Annotated in this window: 22 protein-coding genes; 4 read left to right on the plus strand and 18 right to left on the minus strand. The window is 53.6% G+C overall.

What is annotated here, in order from left to right; all coding sequences use genetic code 11:
• Positions 1-55: 55 nt before the first annotated feature.
• From H7U12_RS14475 to H7U12_RS14490, 4 genes are all read right to left on the minus strand, one after another.
• Positions 56-850, minus strand: coding sequence for a class I SAM-dependent methyltransferase (locus H7U12_RS14475; RefSeq protein WP_186639214.1), 795 nt, complete (start codon positions 848-850; stop codon positions 56-58).
• The gene (locus H7U12_RS14480; protein ID WP_186639216.1) at positions 847-1,821 is read right to left on the minus strand and encodes a hypothetical protein; all 975 of its coding nucleotides are present in this window, start codon (positions 1,819-1,821) and stop codon (positions 847-849) included. Before H7U12_RS14480 ends, H7U12_RS14475 begins: the two co-directional genes overlap by 4 nt.
• A gap of 5 nt (positions 1,822-1,826) precedes the next feature.
• Entirely contained in the window at positions 1,827-2,834 is a 1,008-nt protein-coding gene (locus H7U12_RS14485) for a TIGR01777 family oxidoreductase (RefSeq protein WP_186639219.1), read from the minus strand.
• 76 nt (positions 2,835-2,910) lie between these two features.
• Positions 2,911-3,417: a GbsR/MarR family transcriptional regulator gene (locus H7U12_RS14490; RefSeq protein ID WP_186639221.1), complete on the minus strand. Its 507-nt coding sequence runs from the start codon at positions 3,415-3,417 to the stop codon at positions 2,911-2,913.
• Between the two features lie 231 nt (positions 3,418-3,648).
• Here H7U12_RS14490 and H7U12_RS14495 point away from each other — a divergent pair, with 231 nt between their 5' ends.
• On the plus strand, positions 3,649-4,527 hold the full coding sequence (locus H7U12_RS14495; protein ID WP_186639223.1) for a c-type cytochrome: 879 nt from the start codon (positions 3,649-3,651) through the stop codon (positions 4,525-4,527).
• A gap of 411 nt (positions 4,528-4,938) precedes the next feature.
• Here the strand turns inward: H7U12_RS14495 and H7U12_RS14500 are convergent, their stop codons facing one another.
• The 3 genes from H7U12_RS14500 to H7U12_RS14510 all read right to left on the minus strand — a co-directional run bounded on the left by H7U12_RS14500 (position 4,939) and on the right by H7U12_RS14510 (position 7,350).
• Positions 4,939-5,484, minus strand: coding sequence for a dihydrofolate reductase family protein (locus H7U12_RS14500; RefSeq protein WP_186639225.1), 546 nt, complete (start codon positions 5,482-5,484; stop codon positions 4,939-4,941).
• Positions 5,485-5,610: 126 nt separating this feature from the next.
• Positions 5,611-6,066, minus strand: a complete 456-nt coding sequence (locus H7U12_RS14505; protein ID WP_186639228.1) for a DUF1801 domain-containing protein — start codon at positions 6,064-6,066, stop codon at positions 5,611-5,613.
• A 225-nt stretch (positions 6,067-6,291) separates the two neighbouring features.
• Positions 6,292-7,350 carry an SDR family oxidoreductase gene (locus H7U12_RS14510; protein ID WP_186639230.1) on the minus strand — a complete coding sequence of 353 codons (1,059 nt, stop codon included), beginning with the start codon at positions 7,348-7,350 and terminating at the stop codon, positions 6,292-6,294.
• Positions 7,351-8,167: 817 nt separating this feature from the next.
• Between H7U12_RS14510 and H7U12_RS14515 the strand changes: the two genes are divergently transcribed.
• The gene (locus H7U12_RS14515) at positions 8,168-9,088 is read left to right on the plus strand and encodes a M90 family metallopeptidase (protein ID WP_186639232.1); all 921 of its coding nucleotides are present in this window, start codon (positions 8,168-8,170) and stop codon (positions 9,086-9,088) included.
• A gap of 10 nt (positions 9,089-9,098) precedes the next feature.
• Here H7U12_RS14515 and H7U12_RS14520 read toward each other — a convergent pair whose 3' ends face one another.
• The 7 genes from H7U12_RS14520 to H7U12_RS14550 all read right to left on the minus strand — a co-directional run bounded on the left by H7U12_RS14520 (position 9,099) and on the right by H7U12_RS14550 (position 16,422).
• Entirely contained in the window at positions 9,099-9,494 is a 396-nt protein-coding gene (locus tag H7U12_RS14520; protein ID WP_186639234.1) for a glyoxalase superfamily protein, read from the minus strand.
• Positions 9,495-9,618: 124 nt separating this feature from the next.
• A complete protein-coding gene (locus H7U12_RS14525; RefSeq protein ID WP_186639237.1) occupies positions 9,619-10,539 on the minus strand; it encodes a helix-turn-helix domain-containing protein in 921 nt (306 codons plus the stop codon).
• A 66-nt stretch (positions 10,540-10,605) separates the two neighbouring features.
• A complete protein-coding gene (locus tag H7U12_RS14530) occupies positions 10,606-11,616 on the minus strand; it encodes an aldo/keto reductase (protein ID WP_186639239.1) in 1,011 nt (336 codons plus the stop codon).
• Positions 11,617-11,866: 250 nt separating this feature from the next.
• Positions 11,867-12,214 carry a hypothetical protein gene (locus H7U12_RS14535; protein ID WP_186639241.1) on the minus strand — a complete coding sequence of 116 codons (348 nt, stop codon included), beginning with the start codon at positions 12,212-12,214 and terminating at the stop codon, positions 11,867-11,869.
• Between the two features lie 415 nt (positions 12,215-12,629).
• Positions 12,630-14,024, minus strand: coding sequence for an MATE family efflux transporter (locus H7U12_RS14540; RefSeq protein ID WP_186639243.1), 1,395 nt, complete (start codon positions 14,022-14,024; stop codon positions 12,630-12,632).
• Between the two features lie 215 nt (positions 14,025-14,239).
• Positions 14,240-15,433 (minus strand): serine hydrolase domain-containing protein, encoded by a 1,194-nt coding sequence (locus tag H7U12_RS14545; protein WP_186639245.1) that lies wholly within the window; start codon positions 15,431-15,433, stop codon positions 14,240-14,242.
• A gap of 398 nt (positions 15,434-15,831) precedes the next feature.
• Complete coding sequence (locus H7U12_RS14550) at positions 15,832-16,422, minus strand: hypothetical protein (protein ID WP_186639247.1); 591 nt, start codon at positions 16,420-16,422, stop codon at positions 15,832-15,834.
• Positions 16,423-16,808: 386 nt separating this feature from the next.
• Here H7U12_RS14550 and H7U12_RS14555 point away from each other — a divergent pair, with 386 nt between their 5' ends.
• Together H7U12_RS14555 and H7U12_RS14560 are read left to right on the plus strand one after the other, a co-directional pair.
• Positions 16,809-18,617, plus strand: coding sequence for a glycoside hydrolase family 15 protein (locus H7U12_RS14555; RefSeq protein WP_186639250.1), 1,809 nt, complete (start codon positions 16,809-16,811; stop codon positions 18,615-18,617).
• 31 nt (positions 18,618-18,648) lie between these two features.
• Positions 18,649-19,449: an SDR family oxidoreductase gene (locus H7U12_RS14560; protein WP_186639252.1), complete on the plus strand. Its 801-nt coding sequence runs from the start codon at positions 18,649-18,651 to the stop codon at positions 19,447-19,449.
• Between the two features lie 192 nt (positions 19,450-19,641).
• Here H7U12_RS14560 and H7U12_RS22680 read toward each other — a convergent pair whose 3' ends face one another.
• From H7U12_RS22680 to H7U12_RS14575, 4 genes are all read right to left on the minus strand, one after another.
• Positions 19,642-19,860 (minus strand): NAD(P)-binding domain-containing protein, encoded by a 219-nt coding sequence (locus H7U12_RS22680; RefSeq protein WP_241749399.1) that lies wholly within the window; start codon positions 19,858-19,860, stop codon positions 19,642-19,644.
• Positions 19,861-19,874: 14 nt separating this feature from the next.
• Positions 19,875-20,222: an NAD(P)-binding domain-containing protein gene (locus H7U12_RS22685; protein WP_241749401.1), complete on the minus strand. Its 348-nt coding sequence runs from the start codon at positions 20,220-20,222 to the stop codon at positions 19,875-19,877.
• A 464-nt stretch (positions 20,223-20,686) separates the two neighbouring features.
• Entirely contained in the window at positions 20,687-21,562 is an 876-nt protein-coding gene (locus H7U12_RS14570) for a pirin family protein (protein ID WP_186639254.1), read from the minus strand.
• Positions 21,563-21,718: 156 nt separating this feature from the next.
• Positions 21,719-22,300 (minus strand): Crp/Fnr family transcriptional regulator, encoded by a 582-nt coding sequence (locus H7U12_RS14575; RefSeq protein WP_186639257.1) that lies wholly within the window; start codon positions 22,298-22,300, stop codon positions 21,719-21,721.
• Positions 22,301-22,458 lie beyond the last annotated feature (158 nt).

Below are 22,458 nucleotides of genomic sequence, written 5' to 3' on the forward strand. Positions count from 1 at the left end.
CACCTGCCTTCACCCAAATTTCTGAACCCTCGGTCAAAAGCGTGGGCTATGAACGTTAGGCCTTTGCCGGAAGGTCTTTTTCATCCGTTTTTCTACTTAGTGCTATAAACCCGGTGGCACAGCCCTTGAAGAAGCTTTGGTAAGTGACCGAAAACCCTGCGGCCCTAAAGATCTCTGCGGCTTCTTTCGAATTCCCGAAGGCTTTGGTATAATACCCCAGCATTTTATAGGCAGTGTACTCTCTCGCAAAAAGATAACCGAGCGCCGGAATAAGGTACCTGATGTACGGCAGGTAGGCTGCCTGCAGAAAGGAGGAGGAAGGTTCAGAGACTTCTACGCACGTAAATGTCCCGTTTGGCTTTAAAATCCGGTGGATCTCCTTTGCCAGGGCTCTCATTTGCGCTAGGTCCAAAGTCTTCAGCCCGAACGCGCAGGTGACCACATCAAACTGTTCAGCCGGGAGGCTGCTGTTCAGAGCATCTTCCTGGAGCAGGTGCACCTGGTTGCCGAAGGCAGATTCGTTTCTGCGGGCGGCACATTGCAGCATGCCCTGAGAAAAGTCAAGGGCCGTGAGTTGGACTTGCTTCCACTTCTTGAAGATGTGAGGCCAGGTTTCGCCCATGCCGGTCATCAAATCCGCGACCTGTACGGGGGTATCCTGGTCTGGAAGGGGTTGGAGAAATTGCTTCCGCCAGAGATAGGAAAACCCGAAGGAGGTGAGATAGTTCATCCCCTCATAGGACGCAGACATCTGGTTGAAGAGCTGCATGAGGTAGCTTTTCTGAAAACGTTGTTCTTTCACCGGCTGCACTTTGACCGTCGGAAAGAAGGGTAGAGAAATGGCTCTCATTGCGTGGCGGCAGTTACATAGTGAGTAGTGGTTTCGCTTCTGGTTTTGATAACCTCCAGAATCATCTTATGCAGGTCATCCATGAGAAAGTCTGCCCACCAGGTGCAGTAAAAGTTGAACGTGGTGGTGACGCGGTAGGTGGAGGTCAAGGTAAGCAGGCTTTTACCAGAGGTAAGAGGGGTGATGTGGTAGGCTCCTTTCACCACGTCAAAGAACTCGCCACCCAGCATAACATGCTCATCTAAGGTATTGGGCGGAATGGAGTGTTCATCCAGCTTCACCAGATAGGTAAACCCTTGCCCTTCGTGCCACTCCTGAATGTCAAACTTAAACTGAATGCCTTTGTCCCAGGAGATGTAGCGGGTACCGTCTTTTCCTTCGTGGTCTAAATAACCCGTTACCGGTTTAGGGACATTGATCTGGTGGATGAAGTGCGGCTGAATCTCGTGCGGCTGGATGTTCTTTACCTGCTTGAGGTGCTCCCAGACGGTAGCCTGAGGCGCGTTGATCTCCAGGGTGGTTGTAACCGTTTGAAAGGCGTCTGCTGGAGTCATGTTCTGTTCTACCACCAGAAAAACCAGGGGCAGTAAAAGGGTAGAATACAGAGGCGTTTTGGGCCCGTGATAATACAGGCGCACAATCCGGACAATGAAGGCGGCCAAAGTGCCCAGCAGAATAAACGGCGCCACAATAATCACCAGGCAGATGATGCCCTCCAGCTTAAGCGCGAACGCCAGCAGCACAAACAGAAAGATGCTGCCCCACGGAATCAGGATGAGCGACTTGAAGGTAAGGAGCTGCTCTTTGGTGCTGAAGAGGACCGGGATGGTCCCGATGATGAGCGGCAGGATAAAGACATAGGAAATAGAGACGAGCGTGTGGTTCTCTGAAATAATGAGCAGGAAGACAATCCCGTACAAGGCTGCCAAAACAATACCATACACGTTCCTGAACTTGTAACGCTTTTCCATAGAACTTAGGCGTTTAGGGGAAGCCCGTTAGGGGCCGGATAAGAAGGACGGCTGTTTTTGGCCTGTTTTTCTAAAAATGGCCGCAAAACAGGTTTTTCTTCCTGGGTGGTGCACAGCCGCACGGCCTCTTCAATGGTCTGTACCTGAAACTGGTAGCCGGCCTGCAGCAAACGGGTGGGCACTACCCAGCGGCTTTTAAGGAGCAGTTCGGTTTCTGTTCTCAGGAACCAGGCGCCTATCTCCAGCATCCATTTTCTGGCCCGCAGTCCAAAGGAAACTCCCAAGGCCTGCCGCACGGTCTGCATGAAGCGGTGGTTGGGCACGGGGCGCGGAGAGGAAATGTTAAAGTCGCCTTCCAGTTCTTCGTGCTGCATCAGGAACTCAATGCTGCCAATCACATCTCGGGCGTGAATCCAGCTGAAGCACTGCAAGCCGTTGCCCTGGCGGCCGCCCAAACCAACCCGGGCCAGGTTCAGGTAATAGGGCATGACGCCGCCGTCTTTGGCCAGGACAATGGCCAGGCGCAAGGCAACCTTACGGATGCCGGGCGTGTGCTGGGCATAGAAGGCGTTCTCCCATTTGCCGCAGACCTCCACGGAGAAACCCGTGCCAATCTCGCCGGTCAACTCGTCTTGCGGACCGTCCTGCGCGTGGCGATAGATGGTGGCCGAGGCGGCGTTGATCCAGAGGCGGGGTGGACGCTGTAATTGTCGCACCGCGTCTCCCAGGGCTTGGGTAGCGTTCACCCGCGAAGAAATGATTTCCTGCTTGTTCTTCTGGGTATAGCGGCAGTTCACGCTTTTGCCCGTGAGGTTGATCAAGACATCGGCGCGTTCCAGGTGCTGCGTCCATGGTCCGGGGGCAGTGGCATCCCAGTAGATTTGCCGGGCCGGAGTTTGCCCTGCGGCGGGTTTCCGGGTGAGAATGACTACCTCATCGCCCTTGGCGACGAAGTGTTGGGAGAGGAGCTGCCCGATAAAGCCGCTTCCGCCTGCTAAGACAATCTTGGCCATGCTGCTGGTTCTTTAAGTGATAGTTTGTTTTGAATTTTCAGTAAAAATTGAAACATATAAGGCAAAAAAATAGCTGCTACTTGAACAGCTTGAAAATAGACCCGAAGAACCAGTTTTCCTCCGCTTTCAGCATGGTTTCCAAGGTAGAATCTACGTTGCCGGCCAGCTTGTTTATGTCTGTCACTGATTTCTTGAAGGTCGTGTATTCCGGATCCTGCGCATCGCCTTCCACTTCCTGCAGCTGCGTGAGCAACTTGAGCACCGGTTCCAGTTCCCGGCGTTTGCGTTCTTTGGCTACCTGGCGGGCAATGGTCCAGACGTCTTTCTCCGCGAAGAAATATTCCTTGCGCTCGCCGCTGCGGTGCTGCTTCTCAATCAGGCCCCAGTTGATCAGGTCGCGCAGAGTCATGTTGGCGTTGCCGCGCGAAATCTGCAGCTGCTCCATCACCTGCTCGGTGGTGAGGGCCTCCGGCGAAATCAGGAGCAGGGCGTGTACCTGGGCCATGGTGCGGTTGATGCCCCACTCAGACCCCAGTTTTCCCCAGGCTTCAATGAACCGTTGTTTCGCCTCTGCTAATTCCATGAGTCAAATATACGTAAGTTTTCAAACTTTCAATATTTATTGAAAGATATTTTTCAGTCGATAAGATTATTCTCTCGCTTCAATCGGTTGATGTCCATTCCGGCAGGTGCACTTCTGCGGTGGCGGGAAAAACCCGGTGAACGTAGGGGAAGTCCGCAGGTTTCTGGTCTTTGGTAGAAAGCAGTTTTACTGTGTTTTTAATCGCCATGTATCAGATAATCAACCGAAAGCATGTTTAAGAAAATCCTGAAATGGACTGCGCTGGTCCTCGGCTCCGTGGTCCTCTTGCTGGGCCTGTTTTACTTCTATGTTTCGGTGAACATAGGGCAACGCATAGAAAAGAAGTATTCTTTTGCCCCGGAGAAGCTGGAAATAAGCCAGGACAAAGCTTTGTTGGCCAAAGGAGCGCACCTCACCGCCATCAAAGGCTGTAAAGATTGCCACGGGCCAGACCTGGCCGGGAAAGTGATGATAGACGATAAGGCGCTGGGCCGCTTGGTAGCCACTAACCTCACCAAAGGGCAGGGAGGCTTGCCCGCCCGTTACAGCACCACCGACTGGGTACGAGCCCTTCGGCACGGGGTAGATGCCAACGGACAGGCGCTGCTGTTCATGCCTTCCCATGAAACCACCCTGCTTTCGGCCGCAGATATGGCCGCCATCATTGCCTACTGCCAAAGCCTGGCCCCCGTGCACCGGCAATTGCCCGCCTCAGAGCTAGGGCCGGTGGTGAAAGTGATGACGTACTTAGACAAGATGCCGCTGCTTTCAGTAGAGAAGATTGACCACGGCAAGCCGATGGTGACCCAGGTAGATACCCTGGAGGGCGTGGGCATGGGCAAATACTTGGCGGTGTCCTGCAGCGGCTGCCACGGAGCCAATCTGCAAGGAGGTGACCCGGTCGCGCCCGGTTTTCCGCCGGTACCTAACATCACCAGAGCCGGGCACGTGGGCAAGTGGTCCAAGGCGCAGTTCATGCAGACCCTGCGCACCGGCAAAACCCCCGAAGGCAAGCAGTTGAAGAACGAGAACATGCCCTGGCAGATGACCGCCCAGTACACCGACAAAGAACTCGCCTCGCTTTACCACTACTGCCTATCGCTGCAATAAGCAGGGCTTGTTTCATTCAGACGGCTGCCCTAGAGTAAAAGTGCGTTAGCAGAACAAGTCCCGTTTTCGGCTTCTTTCTCCAAAAAGCAGCCGAAAACGGGGCTTGCTGGGTGAAAAGATTTCTGGGAAAGGGTGGAGGCGTAATGGTTAGTGGAGTTCTGAGCCTGTTTTTAGAAAAAAAGCCCGGAAACATTCCGGGCTCTTATTTAGAATGCGAGGGCCGGACAGGAACGTACGACGTCTCACAATGAACAAACTCTTTGGTGGCCGAAGCCATTCCAGAAACGCAACTGCCTCCGGATTATTGGGTGCCTCTCTTCGCGAAAAGTGCTTTTAAAAGTAAGCGCCTGCTCTGGCCTCAAGAGGAGGAATTTTATCCTGAAGCCGCAGAGACTATCTGCCCATCAAAGGTTACTTTGCCTGGTTTTCGGGAACGCAGTCATACCACAGCTGCACCAGCCCAGACGGGAACGTGCTGCTTCTGGTGAGCGTGATTGGCTGCTCGGGCCGGCCGTCTCTGAACAACCGGATGCCGCTGCCCAGCAAATGCGGAATCACCGAGACGATGAGCTGGTCAATCAGGCGCTCCTGGAGCAGGGCGGCCACTATTTCGCCACCACCGTCACAGTAGATGTTTTTGCCCGTCTGCTGTTTCAGGGAGGCGATCAGGTCCTTCGGGTGGCCGTTGTAGAACTCCACGTTTTCGTCCTGGCCAGTTCTGGTTTTGGAGAGCACGTAGCATTTCTTGTCTTTGTGCATGAATTCCGGCAGGCCCATAGACTGGATTTTGTCATAGGTGCGGCGGCCCCAGATGAGCGTGTCTACGGTGTGCTGAAACGCCGCGTAACCGTAATCCTCGCCGGGCCTTTCCACCTGGTTCAGGAAATCAATGTTGTCGTCTTCTTTGGCAATGTACCCGTCCAGGCTCATGGCGATAAAAAGAACTACTTTTCTCATGCAGATTTTGGGGGTTAGAAGTGAAAGAAAGGGGCTCAAGGGGAAAACGCACCCGCGGTTTTAGGGCCGATTTCCTAAAAAGTGCCTCAAAACGGCTTTGTATACTTTCAGGAAGGGGAACGCGCGTTATTTTTTCAGTACCGCCTCATAGAGTTCAATCCATTGCTGCGGCGTCATTTTAGCGGCCAGTTCGCCCAACAAGGCCAGCGGAATCTGATTGGGTTTCTTGAACCGGATGCAGCTTTTGCCCATGTCCAGCTTGGTTTTGCTGTGCTTGGGGTACTCATCGGTGAACCACGCCAGCAGTTCGGGGTTGGCATACAAGCCCATGTGGTAAACGGCAATAAAATTCTTCTGCGACGCGATGCTCAGAAACGGCAGGGGCAATTTGGGGTCGCAGTGGTACCCGGCCGGGTACAGCGAATGCGGCACCACGTAACCAATCATGCCGTAGCTCATCTCCTCAGAAAAGCCCGCCGGAAGGTTGTCCAAAAGCACCTCCCGCAACGCGGAAAGCGCCTGTTTTCGGTCTTCCGGAAGCGTGTCCAGGTATTCTTGCGGGCTGAAAGCGGTAGATTGCATAAGCTGGTAGAAGTAAAATGAACACAAACAAAGGCCTCCGGCCGAAGTAAAAGAACATCCCGAGGCACCTCTCAAAGTTAGCAGAATGTACACAGCCACCAAAGGCGGCGGCGCTCTGGTGTTTCCATAATAGAAAGGCTCTGTTTCGGGCACGTTTTCAGAAAAACGTGCCCGAAACAGAGCCTTTGCTCAGCGCATCAACTCGCAGCAGGGAAGGCTGATCGTTTACGGAATGATCTTATTGTCTCTGAGTTGCTGAAACGTGTGGAGCATGTGGTCAATGCTGTCTATGTGCATCTCGTGAAAGCCGAAGCGCCGGGCCTTGTTCACGTCCATGAAGGCGTCATAGACGGTGTTGAAGATAAAATCCCCGAAACCCCATTGCACCAACTTGTCCAGCGGGTGCGGCGCCAAACCGTATTTCTGCACCATCTCGTCCCAGAGCGGACCTTTGTCGGCCATATATTCCTGCAGCGAGAAGGTTTGCGGCTCGTCAATCTCCACGCCAAAGAACTCCCCGAACTTCTTCCAGGCCTGTTCCCACCGGAACACATCGCCGTTGGTAATGTTGAAGATTTCCTCCCGCGTGTTTTCGCTCACCGCCGCCCATTCCATGCTCTTGGAAAGCACATCCACGCCGGTCACGTTCACCACCACCTTGTACGCTTTGGGCGGACCCGGAAAACGCATGGGCACGCCCAGCTCTTTGCAGAGGCTGGCGTACACGGCAATGAGGTTAGACAAGTTCATAGGATTGCCAATGGTGAACCCAATCACAATATCGGGGCGCAGGGCGGTCCAGCTCCACTTCTTGCCCTGTGAGGCGGTGCGCAGAAAATCTTCCTGGCTAAAGTAAAAGTTAGGCGGAAAGGTGCGTAAATCGGTTTCCTTGGCCGGAGTTTTATAGATGCCCAAATGCGCGCCATACGCCTTGCCCCCCTGAATGAACGTGACGTGCTCAAAATCTGGGGCCACCTGTTCAATGCCGTTCACCAGGTTTTCTATCAAAGCCAGGTTCACGCGGGTTTGGTCTGCCAGCGTTTTGTTTTCAATGTAAGAGGCGAAAAACACGTGGGTAACGGCTTTCAGTGCCTCGGCCTGGGCCTGCACGGCGTTAGGGTCCAGCAGGTCCAGCGCCACAAATTTTGCCGGGGTGTCAAAGTTGAGCGGCGTTCTGGAGGTGACAATGACCTCCCAATCATCTTTCTGGGTCAGGTATTCGGTTAGATTTCGGCCGATGATGCCGTTGCCTCCGGCTACCAAAGCTGTTTTTCTCTGCTTCATAGTGATTCCTTTTCAAAACGTACTTCCTCAGAATACGAGGCTGCGTTCCATTTAACCAATTTCCGCGGCAGGAAAAGCAGTTTCCTTTTGGGTAGAAAGATTTCTGAAACGAAGTCAGTACAAGGTCAGAAACAAGCATCTCTTCCTTTTTAATTGTTTTTACGGTCATCCTGGAAGGATATTGTGGCAAGCTAGAAAAGCATGTAAGAAGCGTATCTGCCGTTCGCGTTATGAAGCCGTTTTTCTGAAAACAAGGCCAAAACAGACGTTAGAGTTGAGGCACGCATTCCGTCCCCCTTGAAGGCAGGGCCGTTAAGTTCTATTTCGATGGTTTGTTTCCTTCAAGAAAGCATTGCCATTACTGCATATTTTGAGCCTCGCGGCTCACTGAAGTTGAAAACTTCAGCTCATTTTAGGTCCAAGTTGGAAACTTGAACCAGCTATAGAAGTGCTTCCAGGCTGAGGCACATATTTCGTCCCCCTTGGAAGGGGGTAGGGGGATGACTACTCGTGCTGATCATGGCGTTCCTGAGAATCGGTACAAATTGTTCTATGGCTGTTTCTGTCGGTTCTTCTTCCGCTAAGGTCATCCCCCTACCCCCTTCCAAGGGGGACGGAATGCGTGTAAACTTTCACATTCTATGGCGCGGAAGTTACTTCCGTGACTTGCGCCATAGAAGATCCATCATCAGCACAAGTAATCATCTCCCTTCCCAAGAAACGGAAGGCATGGGAACTCTCAAATTCACGTCAATCCACTATTTTACTCCAACCAACAACAAGCATCTTTCTTGCCGTTTCCACGTTGGAAGCGTCTATGGGAATGATCGCTTTTATAGTAGTGGTGGTAGTGGTGTGCGGCGTGTTTTACCGGTGGGCTACCCGCAAGAACCGGAGAAGGAAGAAAGTGATGGCGCAGGAGTTTCCGGCGGAGTGGCGTAAGATCCTCACCGACCGCGTAGGTTTCTACCACACCTTGAAAACTGACGAAGAAAAACAGAGCTTCGAGAAGATGGTACAGTTGTTTCTGTCAGAGAAGCGCATTACGGGCATTGAGACTGTTATTGATGATACCACCAAGGTATTGGTGGCGGCCAGCGCCATCATCCCCACGTTCGGGTTGCAGGACTGGGAGTACACGAATCTGGGCGAGGTACTGGTGTTCCCGGGCAGTTTGCAGCGGTTCAAGGACGAAGACAGCGAGGCGGTTTCTGAGGTATTGGGCCGCGTGAACCCCTTCCAGAACGACCATTACGTGACGCTCTCCAAACCCGCCCTGGAGCGTGGCTTCAACGACATGGCCGACCGCCAGAACGTGGGCATCCATGAGTTCGCGCACATGCTGGACCAGGCCGACGGCGAGATCAACGGCACGCCCGGCGCGTACCTTCCCGAAGACATGGTCTTGCCCTGGCAGCAACTGGTAGACCGCAAGATCAAACAAATCAAAAAGGGAGAATCAGACATCAATCCGTACGGCGCTACCAACGAGGCCGAGTTCTTCGCCGTGAGTACCGAGTACTTCTTCGAGAAACCGGGCCAGATGGCCGAAAAGCACCCGCGCCTGTACGCCATGCTCACCCGCATTTTTAAGCAGAACCCCAAGCGGCGTTTCGGGCTTAACTTTAGGGAACTGCTCAACCCCTACGGCAAGCGCCTGGGCCGCAACGAACCCTGCCCCTGCGGCAGCGGAGAGAAGTACAAGAACTGCTGCCTGCCCAAGAAATCAGCGGCGTAAGCTGTGGCGCTCAGGCAAGTTCGTTTTGGGCAGGTTCCTGGCTGAGTTCCTCGGTGAACGTCATCCGGTTGCCAAACGGATCAATTACTTCCATGCAGATGACGTTGGGGTTCCAGAAAGCTTTTTGCAGGCTGGGTTTGTTGTAGCGGTAGTCTTTGGCGGTGAGTTTCTGATGGTATTCTTCCAGGCCGGTGAAATCCTCTATGTGGATGCGGGCCCCCGGGGAGCAGTCGCCGTGGTGCTCAGATAGATGCAGTTTGAGATCGCCGCGTGAAATCTGCAGGTAAACCGGGAAATTATCCCCGAAACGGTGCTCGTTCTCTACCCGGAATCCAAGCCAGTCTATGTAGAACTCGGTAGCCTTTTGATAATCGAAAATCCGGAAGATAGGTCTTGCAATGGCCATGGGCAAAGGAATTAGGTGTCACCCTGGCACGTCTGGCAAGGCCAAGCGGAGCAGGTGCGGTTACAGAAACGCGTTTTGAGGGCGTTTTAGTTAAACGAGTGCCGAAACGCGTTTCTGGTGCAGTTTAATTAAACGAGTGCCGAAACGCCAGCGGCGACACCTTGGTTTTGCTCTTGAACAATTTGCTGAACGACTGCGGATATTCAAAGCCCAGCTGGTAGGCAATCTCGCTTACCGTCAAAGACGTGGTGCTGAGGCTTTCCTTGGCTTTCTCAATCAGTTTGTGCTGGATGTGCTGCTGCGTGCTTTGGCCGGTGAGGCTGCGCAGCATGTCGCTGAGGTAATTGGGCGAGAGGTTCAGTTTATCGGAGACATACTGCACCGTGGGCAAACCCGTCACCTCGGCCTGGCCCTGCCGGAAGTACTCGTCCAGCACCGTCTCCAGCTTCACCAGCAGGTCATGGTGGGTGCTTTTGCGGGTAAGGAACTGGCGGTTGTAGAACCGGTTGCCGTAATTGAGCAGTACCTCTATGTGGGACACCATCACGTCCTGACTGAAAGCATCTATCACCGAGGTATATTCCGCGGCGATGTTCTGCTGGATGTTGTCCAGCACCGCCTCTTCCTTCTCAGACAAGTGCAGCGCCTCGTTCACCGCGTAAGAGAAGAACCCGTACTCCTTTATCTTCTTGCCTAGCGGATAGTTTCGGATAAAATCCGGGTGGAAGACCAACCACCAACCTGAGGGGGGCATTTCATCCGAGGCATCGGTGGAGATTACCTGGCCGGGCGAGAAAAACGTCATCACGCCATCGTCAAAATCATAGTAGTGCTGCCCGTACTTCAGTTTCCCGTGAAAGCCTTTCTTGATGGAGACAGAGTAGAAACTGTACATAAAGCTACCCTCCATGATGCGGCAGGTGTCGTGCAGGTCGCTCAGTTGGATCATGCTCACCAACGGATGTTCCGGCTGTGGGATGCCCAGCAGCCGATGCAGTTCAGAGACGGATTGGATGATGTACGGCGGGTTGGTCTGCTTTTTCATCGTCTGGAGAAATGGAAAGAAAAGGTACGGGAAGTTTTTGGAAAAGCCTCCCGCACCGTTTTGCTTTTAGAGGTTGATCATGGACATGGAAACGGCATCATACCGCATGCCGGTGGAAGTCCCCAGCGGGATAATTTCCTCCAGACGGGCCATGTCCTTGGGGGTTAAGGTAAGGTGCGTGGCCGCGATGTTCTGCTCCAGGTTTTTTACCCGTTTAGTGCCCGGAATGGGAACGAAGCCTTTGGCCAGAACCCAGGCCAGGGCCAGTTGGGCAGAAGTGATTTCCTTTTCATTTGCCAGGGTTTTGATGGCCTGCACCAGCTCCAGATTTTTGTAGAACTGCTCGCCTTGGAAACGGGGCATGCCTCTCCTGAAATCATCCGGAGCGAAATCATCCGGACTTTTAATGTCACCGGAGATAAAGCCGCGGCCCAGCGGCGAGTACGGCACAAACCCGATGCCCAGTTCTGCCAACGTGTCCAAAACACCGGCTTCTTCCACTTCCCGCTCAAACAGCGAATACTCGCTTTGCACGGCGGTTAGCGGGTGCACGGCGTGCGCTTTTCTAATGGTCTCGGACGAAACCTCGGAGAGCCCGATGTACCCAATTTTGCCTTCCTTCACCAGATCGGCCATGGCCCCTACGGTGTCTTCAATGGGCGTGTTGGGGTCCAGGCGGTGCAGGTAGTACAGATCGATGTAGTCGGTGTTCAGGTTCCGGAGGGAGCGTTCCACCGCCTTCCGCACGTAGTCGGGGCGACCGTTGATCTGCCAGGTCATCTGTCCCTGATCGTCTATCTCAAATCCGAACTTGGTGGCAATGATGTATTTCTCGCGGTTCCCTTTGGTGGCTCTGGAAATCAGCCGTTCATTCTCCAGCGGTCCGTAAAGATCGGCGGTATCTAAGAAGTTGCCGCCCAGTTCCAGTGACCGGTGGATGGTGGCAATGGATTCGGCTTCGTTGGCTTGGCCATAAATATCGGCACCGGCAATCTGGGTCATGCCCATGCAACCCAAGCCCAATACCGGCACCACCAGTCCTTGGTTTCCTAACGCGGTTTTTCGCAAACTTTCCATGTTTTTACCTTTTTTAAACGTGTGTCTTTGATTGAGTAAGACAAAGGTCTGGAAGCCCGCCGCCAAAAAAGTAACCCAATCTCTGGTGGTTGTATCCAAAAGAAGGAAGGTTGCCGGCGGTAAGGCGTTGTAAGGAAGAAGAGAAGGGTCAACGGTTCTCTTGTTTGGCTTGTGTTCTTGTAAAGCGCCTGTGTTTGTCAAGTACGTTTTAGGGGCGTTTTGTGGAAAATAGCCCAGAAACGCCCTGCCCTTACTTGTTGTACGTCATGGAAAGACCTAAATCGCCGGTGACCCTCAATCTCACAGAAGCGGTATCAGGGGAGGGGTTGCTGATCACCAGTGCGGTGTTTTTGTCTACCTTAAGGCTGGCCCTTTGGTTAGGCTTTATGTGGAGCGTAGAATGTTTGCCTCCGTTTAAAGGAGCCTGGTAGATGGACAGGGTGTTTGGAGAGGTGTTTTTCAAATTCACCTGAAAAGCGCCGTGCTCATTTTTGCCTAAGACAAAGGTGTTGTTGGGCTTGAGGAAAGTAGTGGAGTTGAGGGAGGCGCAAGAGGTTATGCCCAAGAGCGTCAATGCGGCCAAACAGAAGTTTTTCATAAGGTGGGAGTCAGATGGATGGAGTTGGGTAAATCTTAAGATCAGATCATGCGCGCGAGTGCCGGATGGCTGGCTTTAGGAGAGCGGTTATTTCTTAGGTTGGCTAAGTTTTTCCATGGGGCACAGGTTCAAACTAGGGGGGAGAGGATGCGGTAAGCGGGGGAGTGAGCTAACCACCAGCGAGTAGAACGTCTAAAGCCCATGAGATGGAAACCACGGAAACCCGCGCTTGTTTAGCGCCTGTGAAAAATAAGGCGGAGGTGGTGAACGCCAAAGAAAAAATTCTTTGAGACAAGCGCTGAAAAGCAGGCGGAGAAGCCAGGCAAGCGGATGTTATAGCAATTGCGCTCTTATGTTTTAAGCCCGATTTTCAGAAAACAGCCCTAAAACACAGCACGTTCGCAGAAGGAGCGCCTTACACCTGCACCGTCTTCCAGCGGCCTTTCCGGAACAGCCACCAGCTGATGAGCGCGTGCAGCGAGTGGCAGAAAGCGATGGTCACAAAGATGCCGGTCTGCGCGTAGCCCAGGTGAATGGCCAGCCCGTACGCCAGCGGAATCTCCAAGAGCCAGAGCACCGCAATGTTGATGTAGGCGGGCGTACGGGTATCACCGGCGCCGTTAAAGGCCTGCACCATGACCATGCCCAGCCCAAAGAAGATGTAGCCCAGCGTGATGATCTTCAGCCCCGCCGAAGCAATGGAAATCACCTCGGGTACCTGGGTGAAAAGGCTGGCCACGTGATCCCCGAAGAAAAAGAAGGCCGCCGTCACCAACCCCAGAAACGTCATGTTGTACCGGGCCGTGAGCCAGACGGAGATTTCGGCCCGGCGGGGTTTCCCGGCCCCCAGGTTCTGCCCCACCAACGTGGTCGCCGCCGAAGACAGGCCCCAGGCCGGGAGCAGCGTGAACATGATCACCCGGAACGCGATGGTGTACCCCGCCAGGGCATTGCTCCCAAACTCAGACACAATGCGGGTAAGAAAGATCCAGCTGGCCGAGTCAATCAGGAACTGGCCCATGCCCCCCACCGATACCTTCAAGATCCGAAGGACGGCGGCAGCACTGAGCACCATGTTATCGCGGGTAATCTTGAGCAGGTGCTTGCCATGGAAGAGGTGGTACAACTGATAGAGCACACCAATGCCCCGGCTGATGCTGGTGGCCCAGGCTGCGCCTTCTAACCCCAAAACCGGGAAAGGTCCCCACCCGAAGATAAGGAGCGGCGCCAGCACAATGTTGATGCCGTTGGCCAGCCACAGCGTGCGCATGGGCAGGTGCGGGAGCCCGGCTCCCCGGAAAGCCCCGTTGCTGAGGAAGAGCAGGATGATGATGAGGTTGCTCGCGAAGATGATGCGGGCGTAGCCCACACCTTTGGAGATCACCTCGGCATCGGCCCCCATCAGGCGGAGAATCTCCGGGGCGAAGGTAAAGGTGAGCACGCTGGCGATGACCGCCAGTATGCCGCCGGTCGCCAGCAGTTGGAAGGTGGTAGTGCCCGCCGCCTGGTAGTTCTTTTCGCCCACTCGCCGCGCCACCAAAGCGGTTCCGGCCATGCTCAGGCCCATGCCCACGGAGTACACAATCATCAGGATAGACTCGGTGAGGCCCACCGTGGCCAGCGCATACGAGCCCAATCGGCCCACCAGAAAGATGTCCACCACAGCAAACAGAGACTCCATGAGCATCTCCAGAATCATGGGCGTGGCCAGCAGCACAATGGATTCTTTCAGCCTCAGGCGGGTATAGTCCTGCTCCTGGCCTTTCACGGCGGCCCAGATCAGGCGAAAAAACTCTTGACGCGAATTCATAGGGGGGAAGATACGGGATAGAAGTAGAAGAAGTGTCGGGACGATAAGACAAACCTACACTTTTACCGCCCCCCCGGCATGGTGCCACCCCGACATTTAGCGGGCGTTTTACGACATAATCTGCCCTTCTGTTTCTTGCCTGAACCATGACCTGCTTTTAGGGCATTTTCCTGAAACCAGGCCCAAAACGTCTCTGCCCGGCTTGCGGGATAAGGCTACTCGCCGGGTTTTTTCTGCAAGTACGGCAGATAATTTTCCCAGTACCAGGGTGTGAAGGTATCACCGATGGCGAAGGCCAGCAACTCCCGGAAGATGCTCTCGGCGTTGTCGCTGTTGCTCATGAGCAGGATGCCGGTGCCGGTTTCGGGGAACAGGATGGAGTAATGCTGAAATCCGTCGCCGTGGCCTTCTTTGAACGCGCCCGTGCCGTACGGTGACTTTAATAAAACCCAGCCCAACCCGTAGCTCAGCTGAATAGCGTCATTGTCCGTGGTTTCCTGAAGCCGCAAGGGCCCAAATTGCTGTTTTGATTTGATGCGGATCTGCGGCGTGAATAGGACTTGGGTAGTGGCCGGTTTCAGGAGGCGGTTCTGCAGCACGGCCTGGGAGAACCGCGTGTAGTCCTGCAGCGTGGTTTCCAGGGTGCTGGCGGCGCGGGCCTCGTTGTCTTTGTCTTTCTCATAGAGCGATCCGTCAGATCGGTGCCCCAGGCTGTAGTCTTGCTCAAACCGGGGCTGCCAGGTGTAGGAGGAGTTCGCCATGCCCACCGGTTTGAAAATGCGCTGCTGCATCATTTCTTCCAGCGGTAAACCCAGCATTTTCTCCAGCACCGTCTGCAAATACACCAACCCCTCACCGGAGTAGCTGTACTTGAGCCCCGGCGGAAAGAGAACCCGCAGCTTCTGATCTGGTAAATCCCAGCGCCAGTTAGGCAGCCCCGAGGTATGCGCCAGGCACATGCGGGCGGTGATTTTGTGGTACAATGTGTCCTGCTTCAGGTCTTCATAATGGTCTTGCCATTTGGTGGTGGGTTGATAGGCGTAGATGGGCTGGGGCAGGTAGCTTTGCAGCGGCTTATCCAGGTCCAGCTTGCCTTCCTGCACCAGTTCCATCACCAGCACCGCGAACACCGCTTTGCTCAACGAGGCCCCGTAAATGTTGGTGGTAGGAGTGAGCGGTTCTTTGGTGACAGCATTCTTGTACCCGAAGGCTTTTTGGTACACCGCCTTGTTCTGGTTAAACACCGCCACCGCCAAACCCTGCACCTGCGCCGCCTGCATGAGCTGCTGCACTTTGGCCTCCAGCGTTTGGGTGGTAATGGTGCTTTTGTCTAGCCGGGTAATGGTTTGGGCATTGGCTGACCAGTTGAGACAAAGACAGCAGAAAAAAAGAAGTAGTTGTTTCAGCATAGAAGCAGAGCTTTGGTAAACGTCTTACAAGAAAAGCACCCGGACATGAAAGGCCATTCCAGGAGCTCAGGCCAGTACTGCCTGTTTTACCCTACTTTCCTGAAAACAGGCCGATAACTCATTATATATGACGCATGCATCTGACGAGATAATACCAGTTGCGCTTTACTTACTTCGTTCAAAGTCAACCCACCCCTACCCCTCCGAGGAGGGGATTTTCTACTAACGTACTGGGGAAAGCCTTGGCGAGACTTCTACATAATCTGGTATTCCCCTCCTGGGAGGGGTAGGGGTGGGTTGAGGAGCGCTATACATGTATCCAGCCTGCATAAGGTGCAACTTGAGGAAATAAAAAAGTAGATCACCAGCACTCGGCATCATTAGCCAGGCCTATTTCCTTATTCCACTTTCTCATACACCACGGTGATGTTCAACTTCCGCCAGTTGTTCGTCTGAAAATCATAATAGGTTTTGGTGACGTTTGCTGTCAATTGATTGGTGCCCAGAATGGTAAGGCTGTTTAATCTACCCCATTCTTCCTCGGTTTTCTGGTGGTGAGCGGGCCGCACGATCTCAATAGCTTTGGTGCGTTCATCAAAAGTATAGGTGTAGCCGGTGCCGTTAAGGGAGTTGTTGGTGTGTAAAACAATCGCCCGCGCGTTTGAATCAGTGTAAGAGGTGAGGTTTGGATGCGGGAAGAAGATGTCAATGAGTTGATAACCTGAGTTGTTGTACTTGGTGGGCCGGAGTTCCAGTTTGGCGACGGGGTACTGAAAGTTATAATCGTCTATTTCTTCCAGCAAGTTGGTGGAGGCTTTCCCGTCTTTGTTCAGATCAACTTTTTCCGCTGAGTTCATCGCGGCAAATCTGTAGAGCCCTGCAATGCTGGGTGACTGATCTTCTGGCGCATCATCGGGCGCACAGGACGAGGCCACCAAGAGAGAAGCAAAGAGGGCTAAAGCGGCAACGGGGTTGAATTTGTTTCGCATGAGCGAGCGGTTTGACGGTAAAAAAGTTGGCCGTGAATTTTATGGAATCAGCCCGGAAGAGGCAAAATCCAGGGGTGATCTTCTCAAGCCAGAAAATGATAGGCTTGCAGCAACGGAGGTCTCGTTTATACAGATTCAAGTTACAAGATCTAATTGACTTTCAAAAGGTTAGTTCAAATACTTGGAGAAAGTGCTGGTTGCCGGTTAGCCAAAGAAACCTGACGGGCACGTTTTAGGGCTCTTTTCTGGAAAGCAAGGCCAAAACAGACCGGTGGCTTCAGGCAGAAATCACCTGACTACCCGAACACTTGCGGGGCAATGACAGTATTTACTAGCACTTGCCGTCCTTCTGCTTTCTGGGTGGCGTACCTTCTATTCTAGCCTACATGCCTTATCAGCCTATAGAGAATTACGGGATCATTGGCGACCTGAACACGGTGGCCCTAGTGGGCCTGAACGGGTCCATTGATTTCATGTGCTTCCCCAACTTTGATTCGCCCAGTGTGTTTGCGGCCCTGCTGGACAAGGAGAAAGGCGGCTGCTTCCTGATTGAGCCGCTGTTCAAGGAAAGAAAAACGAAACAACTCTACCTGCCCGACACCAACGTACTGCTGACCCGCTTTCTGTCAGAAGAAGGCGTGGGCGAGATCACCGATTTTATGCCTGTAGAGGAACTGTACAGCGGCAAGGAACTGGTGCGCCGGGTGGCCACCATAAGGGGCGAGGTGAAGTACCAGATCAAATGCATGCCCCGTTTCAACTACGGCCGCAGCGAGCATACCGTGGAGCAGGTCTCTGACCAGGAGGTGCTCTTTGCCTGTAAAGACGAAAACGCTACGGTGCTGCGCCTGTTGAGCTCCGTGCCTTTGCAGGTGACGGGCACCGATGTATGCATGGAGTTCACGCTGGGCCAGGGCCAAACCGCCGATTTCATTCTGGAGCACGTGGGCCAGGAGCACGCCAAAGGCCAGGATCTGGAAGGCTTCGTGACGCAGAGTCTGTTTGAGACCGTCAATTACTGGAAGAACTGGATAGCCCAGTCTACCTACACCGGCCGCTGGCTGGACATGGTGAACCGCTCGGCGCTGGTCTTGAAACTGCTCACCTCGCACAAGTACGGCTCCATTGTGGCCTCACCTACCTTCAGCCTGCCCGAGAGCATTGGGGGAGGCCGCAATTTTGATTACCGCTTCACCTGGATTAGGGATGCCTCTTTCTCCATGTATGCCTTGATTAGGCTAGGGTACACCAAAGAAGCGGGCAACTTCATGCATTGGGTGGAAGCCGTTTGCCAGAGCATGAAAACCGATGACCGTTTGGGTATTATGTATTCCCTGGACGGCGACCGGCAATTAAAGGAAGAAGAATTACCGCATCTGGAAGGCTACCGAAACTCTTCGCCGGTGCGCATAGGCAACGATGCCTATGCCCAATTGCAGCTGGACATCTACGGCGAGCTGCTGGACTCAGTGTATCTCTCAGACAAGTACGGCGACCCGATTTCATATGATTTCTGGAAAAGCCTGGAAAAACACCTGGACTGGCTCGTACTCAACTGGAACCAGCCCGATGAGGGTATTTGGGAAGTGCGCGGCGGCCGGAAGAAGTTCCTGTATTCGCGGCTGCTCTGCTGGGTGGCGTTTGACCGAGCCATTAGAATGGGCATGAAACGGTCTTTCCCCTTGAAGGAAGAATGGCGCATAGAGCGCGACAAGATCTTTGACAGCATCTTCACCGAGTTCTGGGACGAGGAAAAGCAGGCCTTCATGCAGTACCCCGGGGCGCAGACGGTAGATGCTTCCACGCTTTTAATGCCCTTGGTGCGGTTCATCAGTCCCACAGACCCGCGCTGGCTGTCTACGCTCAAACGCATTGAAGAAGAACTGGTCTCAGACTCATTGGTATACCGCTACCGGCAAGACATGGCCGCGCCCGATGGGTTTGTGAGCCACGAGGGTACTTTCTCTATGTGCTCTTTCTGGTACGTAGAATGTCTGTCGCGGGCGGGGCAGGTAGAGAAGGCGCGGTTCTACTTTGAGAAGATGCTGGGCTATGCCAACCACCTGGGGTTGTACGCCGAGCAATTGGGCTTTCAGGGCGAGCATCTGGGCAATTTTCCGCAGGCGTTCACGCACCTGGGCCTCATCAGCGCGGCCTATAACCTGGACCGGCAGTTAAATAAACGAAAAGAGTAAGAGAGTTTCCTCCACTATAAAACAGAAAACCATGGCAACACAGACAGCACAAACCGTATTAGTGACCGGCGCCAGTTCGGGTATCGGGCAAGGAATCGCCGTCGCCTTCGGGCAGCAGGGCGCCAACGTCATCATCAATTACCACAGCGATGAAGAAGAGGCTCGCAATACCTTGCAACAGGTAGAAGCCGGCGGCGGCAAAGGCATTATCTGCAAAGCCGATGTAGGCAAGGAAGAAGACGTGCGCCGCATGTTTCAGGAGGCCCTGGACGCTTTTGGCACCGTAGACGTGCTGGTGAGCAACGCGGGTATCCAGAAAGACAGTGCCTTTTCTGAGATGACGCTGGAGCAATGGAACAAGGTGATGACCACCAACCTCACCGGCTATTTCCTGTGCGCCCGCGAAGCCATCAAGATCTTCGACCAGAAGCCCACGCCCTCGCCCGAGGACAAAGCCAAAGGCAACATCATCTTCATGAGCTCGGTGCACGACATCATTCCCTGGGCCGGGCACGTGAACTACGCCTCGTCTAAAGGCGGTATTCTCATGCTTCTGAAATCACTGGCCCTGGAAGTAGCCCCTAAAAAGATACGCGTGAACGGCATCTCGCCGGGGGCCATCGCCACGGACATCAACGCCGATGTGTGGCAGGACGAGGAAAAGAAGAAGGAACTGATGAAGCTGATCCCGTACAAGCGCATCGGCCGACCCGAGGACGTGGCCAAAGTCGCTAACTGGCTGGCCTCGCCGGAGAGCGACTACATCACCGGCACCACCATCTACGTTGACGGCGGCATGACCCTATACCCCGGTTTCGTGGACAACGGCTGAGGTCTGTTTTCAGGCTAGTTTTGGAAAAAGAAGCTCAAATCGCCTCATCAGGAGTACTGGTGAGGCGATTTGGGGTTTGTTTTAGCTAAGGAAGCAGATTGTGGTTTAAAGTTTGTTTTTAAAATTAAAGGGAAAGGGTCTTCCGTTCATCTGGAATTCTTACTTCCTGATTCGGTCAGTTCCTAGGTTAACTTACTTCAGCTTCACCAGATTCAAGGCTGGCAACGGTCCGCCCGGAAATTGCTGCAAACGTCCGCCTTCGTCTAATCTGCCTAAGTCAACTCCCGCAAACCCGATGCGGTTGATCACCTCCAGCACCGTCTTTTTTGCTTCCGCGTCATTGCCGGAATAGAAAATTACACGACTGCCTCCCTCTTCCTGGGGATTAGACGCCAGTACGGCAGCTAGCAAGGTGTTAAAGGCCTTCACCACTTTGGTGCCCGGCAGCAGAGCCGCCTGCCACCTAGATCGGCGGGCACAAAGCCGGGTAACACCGCATTGGTGGCGTCTATGACCAAACGGTTTTCCCAACTCTCCACGCCAGAAACGGCTTCTTCCAGTTTGTTCCACGGCACCGCCAGAAACACGATGTCTGCTGCGGCCGCTTCCGTCACCGTTCCGGCTTTGATGCCGTGACCAATGGCCTCCACTACCGGCTGCAAAGATTCCGGCCCGCGGCTGTTACTGATGATGGCGTTATACCCCGCCTTGGCTACGTGCTGGGCAAACGCTTTTCCTATTTTTCCGGCTCCTATTATTCCTATGGTTTTCATGGTTTCTGATTTTTGATTTGGTTAATGGTTTGTTTGTAAAAATGGCTCAGAAACGAGCTGCATTTCTATTTTTGTCATCTTGGAAAGATCTTGTGCGCGAACTAGAAAGGCAGTAATTGAACACTCTTGCAGTTTGCTCCATATCTGAATGAGCCATTAATACTTCCACTGTATCAGATTGTCCCCCTTTGAAGGGGGTAGGGGGATGACCACTCTTACTGATCATGGCATTTCCATTTGCGGCAGAAGCGGTATTGCTCTTAGAACTGTGATCCTGTATTGTACAGGCCTTTCATCCCCTACCCCCTTCAAAGGGGGACGGAATACGTGTCCGAAGAACCTGAGTTGAACGGTAGTAGCACTGCTTGACACTACTACCGTTCGCCCACAAGTTCCTTTCAGTATGACAGAAGCGTGTGATCCTTCAGGAGGGTAGAATTTAGGAGAAATTCCTTGCCTACGGCTTAGTTAGGGTACACAATCTGGCCGTACTTGCCGTTGAAGAAATCGCGGTAGGCTTCAGCGATCTCGGCTTTGGAGTTCATCACGAAGGGACCTTCCGCCACGATGGGTTCCTGGTAGCGCTCACCGCCGAAGATGATCACGTCAATGGCCTGGGCAGATGGGTTGGTCAGTTCAATGATGCCCTCTTTGCGGTCAAATTCCAGGAACTCGCCGGCGTGGTAAGGCGTGTCATTGAGCACCGAGTTGCTTTCCAGTAAGAAGGCGGCGTACTCCAGGCCGGGCGTGGTGTCCAGGGAGAACGTTTGGCCCGTTTCCAGGTGTAGGTGGTAGATGAACTGCTCCGTATAGCTCGGGATCTGCGAAACCAACTCTTGATATTGGCCAGCCACTACCTTTATCCAGCCCCGGTTCTGGTCCAGCGTTTTCTGCGGCACGTCTTCGGCCTGGATGGCGAGGTACTCCGGCGCTTCGGCTTTGTTTTTGGATGGAAGGTTCACCCAGAACTGCAGTCCGTGCGTGGTGCGGCTCTCATCTTGAGGATCGGGGTTCAGATTCTCGTCATGGATAACGCCGTTACCCGCTTTCATCCACTGAATACCGCCCGAGGTCACTTTGGCGTGGTGGCCGGCGCTGTCAAAATGCTCGTCTTCACCCTGCAGCAAATAGGTGAGGGTGGCAATGCCTCTGTGCGGGTGGGCACCGGTTCCGGTTTTCATGCGGGGGGCATCTGCGGCGTGCACTTTGGGCGCAATGTGGTCCAGGAACACGAAGGGTCCCACGGCCTGGGCGTAGCGGTTAGGCACAATGCGGTAGATGGTCAGATCGCCTATGTCGGCGCGTTGGCCTCTGGTAGAGAAACTTACTTCTTTTTTCATGGCTGTATCGTTTTAAGGGTGGTAGAAGGGCTTGCTATTTTCCCCTTCCGAACGATACAAAGGTGCGGCAAAGACCTGCTGCCAGACGATGATGTAGAATAAAATAAACCGTTGACAAATGTCAACAACCTTAAGGCAGGGAAGTGCCGGGCTACCTTACATGGCCTGTTGTTTCCGGATGCGGCTCAGGGTTTCTTTGGTGATGCCCAGGTACGAGGCAATGAGGTGCTGCGGAAAGCGCTGCAGAAACTCAGGGTAGCAGTCTACAAACTCTGCATAGCGCTTTTCTGCGGAGAAGCTGATGGCGGCATTGATTCTGCGCTGGGAAGCCATGGAATGGCGGTCATCCATCTGCCGGGCCATTTGCATCATGGCGGGTACCTGTTGGTAGAGGTTCAGCAGATCGGCTTTCTCAATGAGCAGGACCTCGGTGTCTTCCCAGGCATCAATGTTGTACAAAGAAGGCGTGAGCATGAGGTAGCTTTCGCGGTCGCCCACCCACCAATTTTCTATGGCCAACTGCACGATGTGCTCCGCGCCTTTATCGTCCACGCTGTACTGCCGCATGGCCCCGCGCACGATGAACCCCATGTGTCGGCAGATGTCTCCCTCCTGTAACAGGTACTGCTTTTTCCGGAGCTTCTTCGGGTGGAAGGCACGTTGAATCAACTCCTGCTCCTCCTCGGTGAGCGTGGTTTGGGTGTATTGGGCGATGTAGGCGAAGAGAGAGGAGTGCATAGGGAGAGTTTGATATTGTTATGGTCAACGGACTCGTGTAACGGCGGCGGAGGCCGTCGGCCGAGGCTGGCGTTTACACCTTTATATTTGCCCATCTGCGAGAGTGCAATTTCCTATATTTGAAATGGGAGAGGAGAACTAAACGTTTATATAGGTTT

Source organism: Rufibacter sediminis, from assembly GCF_014269285.1.
Taxonomy (GTDB): Bacteria; Bacteroidota; Bacteroidia; order Cytophagales; family Hymenobacteraceae; genus Nibribacter; species Nibribacter sediminis.